This is a genomic window from Arthrobacter sp. 01T428, from assembly GCF_056398685.1.
Map to the genome: position 1 here is coordinate 20333 of NZ_JBFTPW010000026.1, position 14024 is coordinate 34356.

Consider the following 14024-nt stretch of genomic DNA (forward strand, 5'->3'; position numbering starts at 1 on the left):
GAAGCAGTATTTTGAGAAGCAGCAATGGAAGGACAAAAACGCATGAAACTCGCCACCCTGCGGACGGCCGGTGGAGGCACAACGGCGGCACTCGCCACGGGCGCCAACTCTTACCTCGCGCTGCCGGTCACCGACGTCGGGGCGCTTCTTGCCCAGCCGCAGTGGCGAACCATCGTGGAGAAAGCCGTGGCCGCCGGAGGCAACGCCATCGCTGACCCCGACTTCGCTCCGCTGCTTCCGCGGGCAGGCAAAGTCATCTGCTGCGGACTGAACTATGGCGACCACATCCAGGAGATGGGCCGCGATCTTCCCGAATACCCCACGCTCTTCGCCAAGTACGCGGACACCCTCACGGGCCCGGCCGACACCATCCACATCCACGGCAGCAGCCGCGTCGACTGGGAGGCCGAGTTGGCCGTCGTCGTCGGCTCCGAACTCTTCGGCGCGGACGAAGACGAAGCGCGGAAGGCTATTGCCGGATACACAATCGCCAACGACGTCTCCATGCGGGATTGGCAGAACCGCACGCTGCAGTGGTTCCAGGGCAAGGCGTTCGACCGAACGACACCGGTGGGGCCAGTCATGCTGACCGCGGACGAGGCCGACGGCGACTTCGAGGTCCGCGGCTACGTCAACGGCGAACTCGTGCAGCACGGCAACACCAGCACCTTGGTGTTCGGCCCGGCACGCCTGCTCTCCTACATTTCCCATTTCACTACCCTGCGCCCAGGCGACCTTGTCCTGACCGGTACGCCCGGCGGAGTGGGGATGGGTATGACACCGCCGCGCTTCCTGAACGACGGCGACGTCCTCACCACCGAAATCGACGGGATCGGACGGCTGGAAAACAATTTCCGGATCCACGCACCCGTCCCCGCCATCGCCTAGGCCAATACCAACCACTTCAAAGGAGTGACCACCATGAACCCAACCGCAACCGATTACCGCCTCGAAGGCGACAACTCCATCTACGCCCAGCCGGACGGCAAAGTGGTACCCGTCGTCACCCGCGCGGGTGAAGAGGACACCAACACCGCCCAGTCCGGCGACTGCATCCGCGTCTCCGGCGTCAGCATCCAGCACACGCCGGCCACCAAGATCTGGTTCGGGCAGGTCTCCAACGTTCCCGGCTACCGCTCCCTGCCGCACCACCACGGCGAAGCGGAAACCGGCGGCTACGTGCTCCGCGGCCACGGACGCATCTACTTCGGCGAAAACTACTCCGAGTTCCTAGACATGAAGACCGGCGACTGGGTATTCGTCCCGCCGTTCATGCCGCACGTCGAGGCCAACATGTCCATCACCGAAGAACTCGTATGGCTGACCGCGCGCACCCCGGAGAACCTCGTGGTCAACCTTGACGACGTTGCCGACGAGACCCTCGCAGACTTCCGCAGGGCCTGATGGACATGTCCACCGGAACCTTGACGTCGGAGACATTCCTCAAGGCCATCGAGCTGACGGCCGTCCACGCCCAGATCCACGACGAAGCCTACGAAGCCACCTCGCAGTACGTCCCGTGGCCCAAAGCCTACGGCGGAGACATGGTGGCCCAGGCCGCGGCAGCGATGATGCGCTCGGTCGACGACGACCGCTCGCTGCATTCCATGCACAGCTACTTCATGCGCCCCGTGGAGATCGGGGCCACCGTCCGCTACGAGGTCGAACGCCTCCGCGACGGCCGTGGATACTCGACCCGCAGCGTACGGGGCTACCAGAACGGCAAGACCGTTTACGCGGCGATGGGCTCCTTCCAAGTGCCCGAAGACGGCCCGGACTTCCAGCCTGAGGCGCCATCCGCCGTCGAGCCCGAATCCCTCCGCAGTGCCGCCGAGGTGCTCCAAGGGGTCGAGGGGCTGGCCGCCGAATACTGGTCTTCGAAGCGAAGCTTCGACATGCGGCATATTCCCAGCCCGGTATATCTGCAGGTGGAAGGCGATTCCGTGCCGCACCAGGCGATCTGGGTCAAGGCCTTCGAGCAATTGCCTGACGCCGGCAACGAACACGCGACCGCCGATCTGCACCGGGCGGCACTGGCATATGTCTGCGACTACACCATCCTGGAGCCCCTGCTCCGGGTGAACGGACTCCACTGGTCCAGTCCCGGACTCGCCACGGCCAGCCTGGACCACTCCATGTGGTTCCACCGGGCCGGCCGCGCCGACGGCTGGGTCCTTTACGCCCAGGAAGCAGTATCCGGGCAGAGCAACCGCGGGCTTGCCATGGGCCGCTTCTTCGACAGGCAAGGACGCCTGCTGGCGACGGTGGCCCAAGAGGGCATGATCCGCGCCGGCTCCTGAACACACCCGACTTATCCGCGTATTACTGAAAGGAGTGGCCATGACGATGTTGAGATCAGCCCACGTGGACACCTTCACCCACGACCATTTGCCACCGGCGGGCACATGGCCGACGCTCGAATTCACCCTGCCGGAACTCCAGTACCCCGAGCGGCTCAACGCCGCGGCGGTACTCATTGACCACGCCGTCGCAAACCACGGTGCCGCGCGGCCCGCCCTGCGTACCCCGGACGGTACGGTCTGGACTTACGGCGAATTGCAGCAGCGCGCCAACCAGGTGGCCCAGGTCCTTACCGAGGACCTCGGGGTGGTGCCCGGTAACCGCGTCATGCTTCGCGGACCGAACAACCCCTGGATCGTTGCTGCCTGGCTCGGCGTGCTCAAAGCCGGGGCCGTGGTGGTTACCACCATGCCGATGCTGCGCTCAAGCGAGGTCGGCACCCTCATCAGCCTCACGCGTCCGGCTGTGGCGATCTCCGACCACCGATTCATGGACGAACTGGCCGCGGCCGCAGGCGAGGACACCGTTGTCCTCTCCTACGGATCCGACGACGCCGGCGACCTCACGTCCCGCTGCGCCGCCAAGAGCGGCGAATTCACTGCCGTGCCCACGGCCGCCGACGACGTCGCGCTGCTCGGCCCGACGTCGGGCACCACGGGCACGCCCAAGATCACAATGCATTTCCACCGGGACATCCTCGCGAACGCCGACACTTTTGCCCGCCACATCCTGCAGCCAACCGCAGACGACGTGTTTGCCGGTTCGCCGCCCCTCGCCTTCACCTTCGGCCTCGGCGGGCTGGTGGTCTTCCCGCTGCGCTTCGGCGCATCGTCGTTGTTGACCGAACGGGCTACCCCGGTTGAACTTGCCGAGAGTGCAGCCGCTGCCGGCGCCACTATCCTTTTCACCGCGCCCACTGCGTACCGCGCCATCCTCAAGGAAAAGCGCGGCGAGCTGCTTAGCGGACTGCGCATTGCGGTTTCCGCCGGCGAACACCTACCCAAGGAAACGTGGGAGGCAGTTCGGGAGGCCACAGGCCTCCGGCTCATCAACGGCATCGGAGCCACGGAAATGCTCCACGTCTTCATCTCCGCCGCGGGCGATGACATCCGGCCCGGCACCACCGGACGGGCAGTGCCAGGGTACAGGGCAACCATCCTCGATGACGAGGGTCTGGAACTCGGACCCGGGCAGCTTGGCCGGCTCGCGGTCATCGGCCCCACTGGATGCCGCTACCTGGACGACCCCCGGCAAGCAAATTATGTGGTCAACGGCTGGAACGTCACCGGCGATACCTTCACGAAAGACGAGGACGGGTACTTCACCTACCAGGCCCGCTCGGACAACATGATCGTTTCCTCCGGCTACAACATCGGCGCGCCAGAGGTGGAGACAGCCATCGACCTGCACCCCGACGTGGTGGAGAACGCCGTCATCGGCCGCCCCGACGAAGCACGCGGCAGCGTCGTCTGCGCGTTCATCGTCCTGCGCGAAGGTGTCACAGGCGATGACGCGAAGCGCAAGGAAATCCAGGACTTCGTCAAACGGACGATCGCCCCCTACAAGTACCCGCGGGACATCCGGTTCGTCGACGAGCTTCCCCGCAACCCCAGCGGCAAACTGCAGCATTTCAAGCTGCGCGACCGCATCAACAACGACCCCGAACAACTTGCCGGCGCAGGCCTCGGCCAGGCCTGAAAAGGAGCAAAAGCATGAAAATCGCAATCGTAGGAGGCGGCCCCGGCGGCCTGTACTTCGCGGCCCTGATGAAGCAGCTCGACCCGTCACACGACATCACCCTTTGGGAACGCAACGCCGCCAGCGACACTTTCGGTTTCGGCGTCGTCTTTTCCGATGAGACGCTCGGCGGCATCGGCAACGCCGACCCCGTCGTGGCCGAGTACATGAGCCGTCGCTTCGCCCGCTGGTCCGACATCGACATCCACTTCGGCGGCGAAACGGTGACGGTGGGCGGCCAGGGCTTTGCGGCCATGAGCCGAAAGGAACTGCTGGAACTGCTTCAGCGCCGCTGCGCCGAACTCGGAGTCGACCTGCGTTTCCAGACCGTCGCGCCGCCCGTTGAAGAGCTTGAGGCCAGCCATGACCTGGTCCTCGCCGCAGATGGGATCAACTCCCAGATCCGCGCCAAATATGCGGACTCCTTCTCTCCAAGCCTGGACCCGCGGCCCAACAAGTTCATGTGGCTGGGCACAGACCAGGTATTCGAGGCATTCAAGTTCTTCGTCAAGGAAACCGAATGGGGAGTCATGCAGATCCATGGCTACCCGTACTCCGACGAAGGATCCACGTTCATTGTCGAAATGCACGAGGACGTGTGGCGGGCTGCCGGCTTCGACGAGACCGCAGCCGATGTCTTCCCGCCAGGCGTGTCCGACGAGAAGGCGATCAGCAAGATCCGTTCCATCTTCGCCGAGGAACTCGATGGCTACGAGGTCCTGTCCAACAACTCCAAGTGGATCAACTTCACCACCGTCCGCAATCAAAACTGGCGCCACGGCAACGTTGTGCTCCTCGGCGATGCCGCGCACACCGCACACTTCTCCATCGGCTCGGGCACGAAGCTCGCCATGGAGGACTCTCTGGCACTCGCCGCTTGCCTGCACGAGCACCCGGATGTGGAATCTGCACTCTCTGCCTATGAAACCGAGCGGCGTCCGGTTGTCGCCTCCACCCAGCGTGCAGCCCAGGCTTCGCTGGAATGGTTCGAGCGGATCGCCCAATACAAGGAGCAGGACCCGACGCAGTTCGCTTTCAACCTGCTCACGCGGAGCCGCCGCATCACCCAGGAGAACCTGCGCTTGCGCGACCCGGAATTCGCCGACGCCGTAGACCGCAACTTCGCCCAATCCCAAGGACTGGCGGAGACCGCCCCGGCCATGTTCCAACCGTTCCGGATCGGCGGACTCGAGCTCAAGAACCGCATCGTCGTGTCCCCCATGGACATGTACTCCGCAGTGGATGGCGTCCCCGGCGACTTCCACAAAGTCCACCTCGGCTCCAAGGCACTCGGCGGTGCCGGACTGGTCATGACCGAAATGGTGTGTGTTTCCGAGAGCGGGCGGATCACCCCCGGCTGCACCGGCCTGTACACGGACGGCCAGCGCGAGAGCTGGAAGGAAATCGTGGACTTCGTCCACGCTCGCTCGACAGCCAAGATCGGGGCCCAAATCGGACACTCCGGACGCAAGGGCTCCACCCGGCTGATGTGGGAAGGCATCGACGAACCGCTCGAATCCGGCAACTGGCAGGCCGTTGGCCCGTCGGCCCTGCCGTACGGTCCCGGCAACCAGACGCCCGTGGAACTCGACCTTGCAGGCATGAAAGCCATCAAAGCCCAGTTCGTGGAAGCTGCCCGTCGGGCCGATGAAGCAGGCTTCGACCTCCTCGAGCTCCACGCCGCGCACGGCTACCTGCTCTCCTCCTTCCTTTCGCCGGTGTCCAATCTCCGGAAGGACGAATACGGCGGTAGCGTGCAGAACCGGCTGCGGTTCCCCTTGGAAGTGTTCGACGCCGTCCGCGCGGCTTGGCCTGCCAGCAAGCCTGTGACGGTACGCATCTCCGCGACGGACTGGATCGAAGGCGGCAACACCTCGGACGACTCGCTCGACATCGCGCGGGCATTCGTGGCCCACGGCGCCGCGGGGATCGACGTCTCCACCGGCCAGGTCGCCAAGGAAGAACAACCGGCTTTCGGCCGCAGCTACCAGACTCCTTTCGCCGACCGCATCCGGCAGGAAGTTGCCGCGCCGGCGGGAGCAGCCGTCATCGCCGTCGGGGCCATCTCCAGCTACGACGACGTCAACTCCATCCTCCTTGCAGGACGGGCAGACCTCGTGGCGCTTGGCCGGACGCACCTGTTCGACCCCCAGTGGACACTCCACGCCGCAGCCGAGCAGGAATACCAGGGCCCCGGAGCGCAGTGGGTGCCTCAGTTCCGGGCGGGCCGGCGGAAACCGCCGAGCTCCCGCACGGATGCGGTGCGCCCCCGCCTGTCCCTCTTGAAAGAGCCGGAATCCGACGCCGGCAACACGCACCTACGCTGGACCCCGCAGTCTGTCTCCGCCCCCGCGCTGGCCAACTAGGCTGGACCGCATGGCTATTATCCATCGAGCAACCCTGAGTCCTAGCAAACTTGAGCTCATCGAAAAGTACTTGCCCGTCCAGCCGTGGTTCACCAAGGACGGCTCCGCGCCGCCCGAGCTGCTCGGTGCGTACCGCTTCGATGATCCGGACGGCGAAGTCGGCCTCGAAACCCACTTGGTCTCCCACGGCGGCAAGGTCTATCAGGTTCCCCTGAGCTACCGGGGTTCGGAATTGCCCGGTGCGGAGCACTCGCTGCTCGGCACCATGGAACACTCCGTGTTGGGCACGAGGTGGGTCTACGACGCCTGCACCGATCCCGTCTACGTCGCTGCCCTGGCCACCGCCATCCTCACTGGGCAGCGGGAAGCCGAACAGTTCGTGGACATGGACGGCGTGCTGGAGCCAAGGGCGAGTTCCGTCGAGGTCAAGGGCAGTGGAACCCCCGGCAGCGAAGTCCCCGCTCTGAGTCCCGCAGCGCCGATCACCGAAGGCGGCGTTACCAGCATCGACGCTGGTGAACTCACCGTCCAGGTGAACCGCGTCCTGGATCTGGGGATCCAGGGTTCGGAAGATTCGGCTGCCCTTCGGGGCACGTGGGCCGGGCAGGAGGCACCGGTGCTGCTGGCGTCCCTCTCGCGGCCCTAGAGGACTACTCCCCCGGTCGCGGTCTCCACACCACAACTGCCTGGGACCGCGCCCGGGGGCGCTGCCCGCGGGCCAGGCTGACGACGTCGCCGGCTGCTCCCGCCGCGAAAACGCGGGCCTCCATGGGGCTCCGCCGCCGCTGCAGTTCCTCGCTCAACTCGGCCACGCGGAATTGCAGCGCGGCCACCTGGTTTTCGAGCTCGAGAATGCGCTTGATGCCCTCAAGGGACACACCCTCGTGGGAGAGCCGCTGGACCTCGCGCAAGCGGTCGATGTCGCGCTGGGAGTAACGCCGGGACTTGCCCGGCGCACGGCTCGGCGACACGATGCCGAGCCGGTCGTACTGCCGCAGGGTCTGCGGGTGCATGTCAGCCAGTTCGGCCGCGACGGAGATGACGAAGATCGGCTGGTTGATGTCGATGCCCATGCCGACGTCCCCTCCCATGTCTTCTGCCGCTACAAGCGGGCCTTGGCGGCCAGGTCGTGGCGAGGATCGGCGTCGGCCGTGGCCGCGGCGAACGCCTTGACAGCTTCCTCGGCCTGTTTGTTGAGGTTCTGCGGGACGGAGACGTCGATCGTCACCAGCAGGTCTCCGGTGCCCTTCGAGGTCTTGACGCCTCGGCCTTTGACCCGGAGCGTCCGCCCGGAAGGCGTGCCGGCCGGGACGCGGACGGTGACAGTGTCGCCGTCGAGCGTCGGCACGTGGATGTTGGAACCCAAGGCCGCCTCGGCGAAGGTGACCGGCACATGGATCCGGATGTTGTCGCCGTCGCGATTGAAGAAATCGTGGGGCTTGACGTTCACCGTGATGATGAGGTCCCCGTTTCCGGCTGCGCCTGGGTTGCCCTTGCCACGCTGGCGGACCTTCTGGCCGTCCCTGATGCCCGCGGGAATCTTCACGTCGATGACGTTGCCGTTGCTTTCGCGGAGGCTCACCGTGGTGCCATGAATGGAGCCTGCAAAGGAAATCGAGGTGGACGCCGTGCGGTCGCTGCCCTTTTGCGGGGCCCGCTGGAAACCGGTCTGTCCACCGCCGAAGCCACCGCCGAAGAGGTCAGCGAACTCGGGCGGGATGCCCCCGGCACCGGCAGGCTGGCGTCCGCCGCCGAAAAGGCCGTCGAACAAGTCCTCGAAGCCGCCATTGGCCGGGCCGCCGCGAGCTGCGCCCGGCGCGAAGCGTGCCCCGCCCATGGCGCGAATGGCATCGTACTGCTGGCGCTCCTCGGCATCCGAGAGCACCGAATAGGCCTCCGAGATGTCCTTGAACTTCTTCTCCGCAGCAGCATCCCCGGAATTGGTATCCGGATGGTACTTCCGCGCAAGCTTGCGGTACGCCTTCTTGATGTCAGCGTCAGAGGCGTCCTTGGCGACACCAAGGATGGCGTAAAAATCCTTCTCAACCCAGTCCTGGCTGGCCAAGGGCGTTTCCTTTCGATTTTGGTTCAGTTTGCGCTCCGCTGGATAGGGGCCGTGCCCGCTCCGCGGTGCCCGCCACGCCGCGGCCCCCTATCCAGCTGCGCTGCGCTTATCCCACCTTAGGTGAGACGACCGCCTGAGCGGAGCGAGGCAAGGGGCCCGGGAGTGGCATCTAAGGATCTGGCCGAGGGCCCCGACACGAGCTTGCGAGTGTTGGGAAGGCCAATATCCGCTGCCGAAGCCGGATGGCCAAGGATCGCAGATCCTGGGCCACCCGGCGAAGGGGCGGGGCCCCTTGTCTCGTTTCGCGGTGCTGCCCCCTCATCCGCGAAGGCGCGGTGAGGCGGTAACTCCGTCTAGGCCGGCACAGCCACGATCACTTGGGCCGCGCGCAGCACTCGGCCGCCGGAGCGGTAGCCGGAGCGCAGCACTTGGCTGACGGTGTCAACTTCGATGTCCTCGCCCGGCTGCTGGATGAGTGCTTCGTGGATCGTGGGGTCGAATTCGACTCCGGTTTCCGCGATGCGCTCCAGGCCGTACGTCTTCAGCGCGTTCTCCAGCTTGGCGGCGATCGCGGCGAACGGGCCGTCCACGAGGTCGCCGTGCTGGCGGGCGGCGTCGACGTCGTCGAGCACCGGCAGCAGGGCGTTCAGGACGCCGATGACGGCCATTTCCCCTGCGACGGCGCGGTCGCGTTCGACGCGCTTGCGGTAGTTGACGTACTCGGCCTGCAGGCGCAAGAGGTCGTTGCGGAGTTCCGCGGCCTCTGCTTCCGCAGCGGCGCCGGGGGCTACCGACTCTTCAGCCGGAACCTCCATGCCGTTGAGGATTTCCTCAGCCTGGGACAGGGCGTCGCCCTCGGCAGCGGCGTTGGATTCAGCTGCCGATCCTTGGGTGTGGCGGGCGGCCCCGGTCTCCGGGTCAACCTTGCGGTTGTCCCGAATGACCGGCTTGTGCTGCTCGTTGCCCTCGTTGTTGGAAGGTGAGTGCTCTGCGTCGTTGCCGTGGTGAGGCATGCTTACTTCTTTTCGTCTTCGTCGATGATCTCGGCGTCGACGATGTCCTCGTCTGCCTTGGCGCCGGCGTGGGCGCCTTCAGCACCTGCGGCGCTGCTTGCGCCATCCGGGGAACCGGCCTGCGAGTAGATCGCTTCGCCCAGCTTCGACTGCGAGTGCTGCAGCTTCTCGAAAGCAGTCTTCACTGCTGCGTCGTCGGTGCCTTCGAGGGCCTTCTTGAGGGCGTCGACGTCGGCCTTGACCTCGGTCTTGACCTCTTCCGGCAGCTTCTCGTCGTTTTCGGCGATGAGCTTGTCTACGGAGTAGGCGAGCTGCTCGGCAGTGTTGCGGGTGTCGGTAGCTTCGCGGCGGGCCTTGTCCTCGGCTGCGTGTTCCTCGGCTTCACGGACCATGCGGTCGATGTCTTCCTTGGAGAGCGCGGTGCCGCCGGTGATGGTCATCGACTGCTCCTTGCCGGTGCCCTTGTCCTTGGCGGAGACGTGGACGATGCCGTTGGCGTCGATGTCGAAGGTGACCTCGACCTGGGGGACGCCGCGCGGTGCCGGAGCGATGCCGGTCAGTTCGAACGTGCCCAGCGGCTTGTTGTCGCGGGTGAATTCACGCTCGCCCTGGAAGACCTGGATGGCCACGGACGGCTGGTTGTCGTCAGCGGTGGTGAAGGTCTCGGAACGCTTGGTGGGGATGGCCGTGTTGCGCTCGATCAGGTGCGTCATGACGCCGCCCTTGGTTTCGATACCGAGGGAGAGCGGGGTGACGTCGATCAGGAGGACGTCCTTGCGCTCGCCCTTCAGCACACCGGCCTGGAGGGCTGCGCCAACGGCAACAACTTCGTCCGGGTTGACGCCCTTGTTGGGCTCCTTGCCACCGGCGAGTTCCTTGACGAGGTCGTAGACGGCAGGCATACGGGTGGAACCGCCCACGAGCACGATGTGGTCGATTTCGGAGAGCTTGATGCCGGTCTCGGCGATGACGTCGTGGAACGGCTTCTTGGTGCGCTCGAGCAGGTCCTTGGTGAGGTCCTGGAACTTGGCGCGGGTCAGCTGCTCGTCCAGGTGGACCGGGCCGTCGGGGGTGACGGACAGGTACTGGAGGGACACGTTGGTGCTGGTGGAGGAAGAGAGTTCCTTCTTGGCCTGCTCCGAAGCCTCGCGCAGACGCTGGAGGGCGATCTTGTCCTTGGAAAGGTCGATGCCCTTGATCTTGAGCTGGTTCAGCAGGTAGTCAACAACGCGCTGGTCCCAGTCGTCGCCGCCGAGGCGGTTGTCACCGGCCGTGGCGCGGACCTGGATGGTGGAGAAGCCGTCTTCGTCCTTGCCGACTTCCAGCAGGGAGACGTCGAACGTTCCGCCGCCGAGGTCGAAGACCAGGATGAGTTCGTCTTCCTTGCCCTTGTCCAGGCCGTAGGCAAGTGCAGCGGCGGTGGGCTCGTTGACAATGCGGAGGACGTTCATGCCGGCGATTTCGCCGGCTTCCTTGGTGGCCTGGCGCTCGGCGTCGTTGAAGTAGGCCGGGACGGTGATGACAGCGTCGGTGACCTTTTCGCCGAGGTAGCTCTCGGCGTCGTTCTTCAGCTTCATGAGGATACGCGCGGAGATTTCCTGCGGCGTGTACTTCTTGTCGTCAATGGCGACGGACCAATCGGTGCCCATGTGGCGCTTCACGGAAGCGATGGTGCGGTCGATGTTGTTGACGGCCTGGCGCTTGGCGATTTCGCCAACCAGGACTTCGCCGGACTTGGAGAATGCAACGACCGACGGCGTGGTGCGGCCACCTTCGGCGTTGGCGATGACGGTGGGCTCGCCACCTTCGAGAACAGAGACGACGGAGTTAGTGGTTCCGAGGTCGATACCTACAGCGCGTGACATATGTTGCTTCCTTTCAATGAAACCGGGTTGAGCGTTCTGCACTCAACTGTACTCAGGCCTCATTCAATGTCAATCCAAAGTTGAGTCGAGTACGCTCAACCCTGCTCACCGGAAGCCAAAAGACCGCGGAAACTCGGGGATTTACGCGCGATTTCGCCGTGGGAGAACGCGTGCCGCATCAGGCGGCATCGGCCTGTACACCCACGCCACCAACACCACGGAGATGATCATCAGGAGGAACCACGAGACAAGCTTGTCCGGGGACACCAAGTGCCAGCCGTCCAGTTGGCTCGGATACAACCAGGCGTGCGACCAGGTGGCGATGTTCTCGGCAATCCAGATAAAGAGCGCCACCAGCAGGAACGAGACGACCAGCGGCATCCGGAATCGACGCCGGAACACCCGAAAGTGCATGACGCACCGGCCAAAGATCACGACGACGGCGGCCAGCAGGACCCAGCGCGCATCAACGATGAAGTGGTGCGAAAAGAAGTTCACATAGATGGCCGCAGCCAGGACCGCAGTGATCCAACGCCGCGGATACCGGGCGAAGCGCAGATCGAAAACCCGGTAAACGCGCACCATGTACGAGCCGACCGCCGCGTACATGAAGCCACTGAAGAGCGGAACGGCGCCGGCCCGCAGGACACCTTCGGCTTCATAGGACCACGAGCCGACGTCGGTCTTGAACAACTCCATGGCCGTTCCCACCAAGTGGAAGAGCACGATCACCCTGAGCTCGCGCAAGGTTTCCAGCCTCGTGGCCACCATGAGGATTTGGATCACGACGGCGGCGATCGTCAGGAAATCATTCCGCGCGAGGCCGGCGTTGGCCGGATACCAGAGGTGAGCTGCGAAAATGACGGCAAGGAGCGAGGCGCCGAAGACGCACGCCCACGCCTGTTTGAGGCCGAAGACCGTGAACTCAGTGAGCCTGGATCGCAGCCCTTGGGCCGGGGCACTTCCCAGGAATCGGCTCGCGCTCCCGTCGATAAGTTCCTCTACCGCGGTGAGCTCACGCATGGGCGCCTACTTGCCAGGGCCCGGCTCGCCCGGTCCGAGCCGGCCAAGATAGTAGTTTTTCGGCCAATGCCTGATTTTTTCCGGCAGCCTTGGATAAGCCGCCGCCAAGAGCCGGATGGTGCCATCGAAGCTGCGTTGATGGCGGGCCTTCCACGGAAGTCCGAATCCCGCGCGAAGATGCTCCGGCAGCAAGCCCGCAGTCACCAGCCGGACCAACGGCATGCTCAAGCGCATCAAGAACGGCCCGCTCACGGGGTGCAGGAGTTCGTGTGCCACCCTCAAAGCGGCTGCATCCGGCTCGAGGTTCCGTAAGGATTCGTCCCAATAGCGCGCGAAGGCCGGGCGGTCGGCAGGCCAGAGCTCGGCGGGCAGCTGCAACGCTGTCCCGATCCGCGCGTACTCGCGGTAGATACGATCGGCCGTGTCGTCGTCGAGGGCTCCATGGACCTTTTCGTAAACGGTGACGGCGGTGTCGTAGAGGGTCGCAACCACCCAGAGCTGGGATTGCGCGTCGAAGGCGTTGTACCCCGCGGTGGAATCGTCCGCGGCCCGGCGAACCGGAGCGTGGGCACGATTCACGGCCCGGCGCACGGCGGCCAGTTGCTCTTCCGTGCCATAGACCACGGCGTAGACGTACGTCATGGTGGCACGCAGCCGGTCCAGCGGCCGTTCGTCGAAATTGCTGTGCTCGGCGACGCCGTGACCGACCGCGGGATTGGCAATCTGCATCAGGATGGCGCGGCCTGCCCCGGCGAGCAAGACGCCCTCCGCACCGATGTCAGCAAGTCCACGGGCCATGCAGTTACTGTACCTTCGCGACTACAGCCCCACGACCCCCCGCAGCACCTCGAGCTGGTGCTCAAACAGCTCGTCGCGCGCGGCAAAGGTGTCGGCGCCGTATTGGCCGAACACCTCGAAGCTGACCGCCCCAAAGACCGACGTCCACACCAGCACGCCCCTCGCCAACGCAGGTTCTGGAACGGCCACGCCCAGTTCGGCCCGGATAGCCGCGAGGTCCGCGGCAAGGGCGGGAGGAACGACGACGGCGGGCGCCACTTCGCCGGCCAAGGCGCCTGCGCGGTAGGCGGCGTCGAAGATCCCCACCATCCGGTAGATCACCCGCGTTCCGGGTTCCGTGGTGCGCTCTGCGGGCGCTTGGTATCCGGGAACCGGACTGCCGAACAGGAGGGCATACCGTGCCGGCTCGCGCAGTGCCCACTGGCGAACGGCCCGCCCGAGCGCCAGGAACCTGCCGCGGTAGTCGTCCTCCGGGAGGGCGTCGACGGCGGTGTCCACTTCGTCGCCCAACTCGCCGTAAGCGTCAATCAGCAGGAGGGTCAGGAGTTCGTCGCGGCTCTCCACATAGCGGTACACGGCAGAGGACACCACGCCGAGATCGCGTGCGACCGCCCTCAGGGACAATCCCGCAGCGCCGTGCAAGGCAAGGTGCCGGCGACCCAGCCGGATGATGTCCGCCACGGTCTGGGCCCGGGCCCGCTCGCGGGGCGTCGAGTGCTTGGCCGCTGCGGCGGAAGGGAGGTCCATGCATCCAGCATGCCACAAAGGAGAGCACTGACAACAAATGTGAGCAGTGCTCTTGACAGGCAATTCGAATGGGTCCATCCTGAATTCAGAGAGCACTGCTCTCGAAATA

13 protein-coding genes are annotated in these 14024 nt (G+C 65.1%); 6 read left to right on the top strand and 7 right to left on the bottom strand.

Translation table 11 applies throughout. The annotated features are described in order from the left end of the window. Positions 1-42: 42 nt before the first annotated feature. From AC1DJB_RS20765 to AC1DJB_RS20790, 6 genes are read left to right on the top strand one after another with little or no spacing between them, the layout of a single operon-like run. On the top strand, positions 43-888 hold the full coding sequence (locus tag AC1DJB_RS20765; RefSeq protein ID WP_441432944.1) for a fumarylacetoacetate hydrolase family protein: 846 nt from the start codon (positions 43-45) through the stop codon (positions 886-888). Positions 889-921: 33 nt separating this feature from the next. Next, complete coding sequence (locus AC1DJB_RS20770) at positions 922-1404, top strand: cupin domain-containing protein (protein WP_284991290.1); 483 nt, start codon at positions 922-924, stop codon at positions 1402-1404. Positions 1405-1409: 5 nt separating this feature from the next. Further along, positions 1410-2300 (top strand): acyl-CoA thioesterase, encoded by an 891-nt coding sequence (locus AC1DJB_RS20775; protein WP_059389899.1) that lies wholly within the window; start codon positions 1410-1412, stop codon positions 2298-2300. Positions 2301-2340: 40 nt separating this feature from the next. After that, positions 2341-3999, top strand: a complete 1659-nt coding sequence (locus AC1DJB_RS20780) for an AMP-binding protein (RefSeq protein ID WP_441432945.1) — start codon at positions 2341-2343, stop codon at positions 3997-3999. Positions 4000-4013: 14 nt separating this feature from the next. After that, the gene (locus AC1DJB_RS20785) at positions 4014-6404 is read left to right on the top strand and encodes a bifunctional salicylyl-CoA 5-hydroxylase/oxidoreductase (protein WP_284991287.1); all 2391 of its coding nucleotides are present in this window, start codon (positions 4014-4016) and stop codon (positions 6402-6404) included. 10 nt (positions 6405-6414) lie between these two features. Beyond that, entirely contained in the window at positions 6415-7050 is a 636-nt protein-coding gene (locus AC1DJB_RS20790; protein WP_307054927.1) for a CG0192-related protein, read from the top strand. A 4-nt stretch (positions 7051-7054) separates the two neighbouring features. Here the strand turns inward: AC1DJB_RS20790 and AC1DJB_RS20795 are convergent, their stop codons facing one another. From AC1DJB_RS20795 to AC1DJB_RS20825, 7 genes are all read right to left on the bottom strand, one after another. Continuing rightward, positions 7055-7477, bottom strand: a complete 423-nt coding sequence (locus AC1DJB_RS20795; RefSeq protein WP_269995195.1) for a heat shock protein transcriptional repressor HspR — start codon at positions 7475-7477, stop codon at positions 7055-7057. Between the two features lie 29 nt (positions 7478-7506). Then, positions 7507-8469 (bottom strand): DnaJ C-terminal domain-containing protein, encoded by a 963-nt coding sequence (locus tag AC1DJB_RS20800; protein WP_476910786.1) that lies wholly within the window; start codon positions 8467-8469, stop codon positions 7507-7509. Between the two features lie 353 nt (positions 8470-8822). Continuing rightward, positions 8823-9482, bottom strand: a complete 660-nt coding sequence (locus AC1DJB_RS20805; RefSeq protein ID WP_306963090.1) for a nucleotide exchange factor GrpE — start codon at positions 9480-9482, stop codon at positions 8823-8825. A 2-nt stretch (positions 9483-9484) separates the two neighbouring features. Further along, positions 9485-11347 (bottom strand): molecular chaperone DnaK, encoded by a 1863-nt coding sequence (gene dnaK, locus AC1DJB_RS20810; protein ID WP_306963091.1) that lies wholly within the window; start codon positions 11345-11347, stop codon positions 9485-9487. A gap of 141 nt (positions 11348-11488) precedes the next feature. Further along, the gene (locus AC1DJB_RS20815; protein WP_441432946.1) at positions 11489-12370 is read right to left on the bottom strand and encodes a DUF817 domain-containing protein; all 882 of its coding nucleotides are present in this window, start codon (positions 12368-12370) and stop codon (positions 11489-11491) included. Between the two features lie 6 nt (positions 12371-12376). Beyond that, complete coding sequence (locus AC1DJB_RS20820; RefSeq protein WP_441432947.1) at positions 12377-13168, bottom strand: oxygenase MpaB family protein; 792 nt, start codon at positions 13166-13168, stop codon at positions 12377-12379. A 21-nt stretch (positions 13169-13189) separates the two neighbouring features. Continuing rightward, complete coding sequence (locus AC1DJB_RS20825) at positions 13190-13915, bottom strand: TetR/AcrR family transcriptional regulator (protein WP_476910787.1); 726 nt, start codon at positions 13913-13915, stop codon at positions 13190-13192. Positions 13916-14024: the final 109 nt, after the last annotated feature.

Excerpts from the sequence above, each read along its gene's own strand:
- AC1DJB_RS20765 (WP_441432944.1), top strand. The coding sequence starts at position 43 with ATGAAACTCGCCACCCTGCGGACGGCCGGTGGAGGCACAACGGCGGCA.
- AC1DJB_RS20770 (WP_284991290.1), top strand. The coding sequence starts at position 922 with ATGAACCCAACCGCAACCGATTACCGCCTCGAAGGCGACAACTCCATC.
- AC1DJB_RS20775 (WP_059389899.1), top strand. The coding sequence starts at position 1,410 with ATGTCCACCGGAACCTTGACGTCGGAGACATTCCTCAAGGCCATCGAG.
- AC1DJB_RS20780 (WP_441432945.1), top strand. The coding sequence starts at position 2,341 with ATGACGATGTTGAGATCAGCCCACGTGGACACCTTCACCCACGACCAT.
- AC1DJB_RS20785 (WP_284991287.1), top strand. The coding sequence starts at position 4,014 with ATGAAAATCGCAATCGTAGGAGGCGGCCCCGGCGGCCTGTACTTCGCG.
- AC1DJB_RS20790 (WP_307054927.1), top strand. The coding sequence starts at position 6,415 with ATGGCTATTATCCATCGAGCAACCCTGAGTCCTAGCAAACTTGAGCTC.
- AC1DJB_RS20795 (WP_269995195.1), bottom strand. The coding sequence starts at position 7,477 with ATGGGCATCGACATCAACCAGCCGATCTTCGTCATCTCCGTCGCGGCC.
- AC1DJB_RS20805 (WP_306963090.1), bottom strand. The coding sequence starts at position 9,482 with ATGCCTCACCACGGCAACGACGCAGAGCACTCACCTTCCAACAACGAG.
- dnaK (WP_306963091.1), bottom strand. The coding sequence starts at position 11,347 with ATGTCACGCGCTGTAGGTATCGACCTCGGAACCACTAACTCCGTCGTC.
- AC1DJB_RS20815 (WP_441432946.1), bottom strand. The coding sequence starts at position 12,370 with ATGCGTGAGCTCACCGCGGTAGAGGAACTTATCGACGGGAGCGCGAGC.
- AC1DJB_RS20820 (WP_441432947.1), bottom strand. The coding sequence starts at position 13,168 with ATGGCCCGTGGACTTGCTGACATCGGTGCGGAGGGCGTCTTGCTCGCC.
- AC1DJB_RS20825 (WP_476910787.1), bottom strand. The coding sequence starts at position 13,915 with ATGGACCTCCCTTCCGCCGCAGCGGCCAAGCACTCGACGCCCCGCGAG.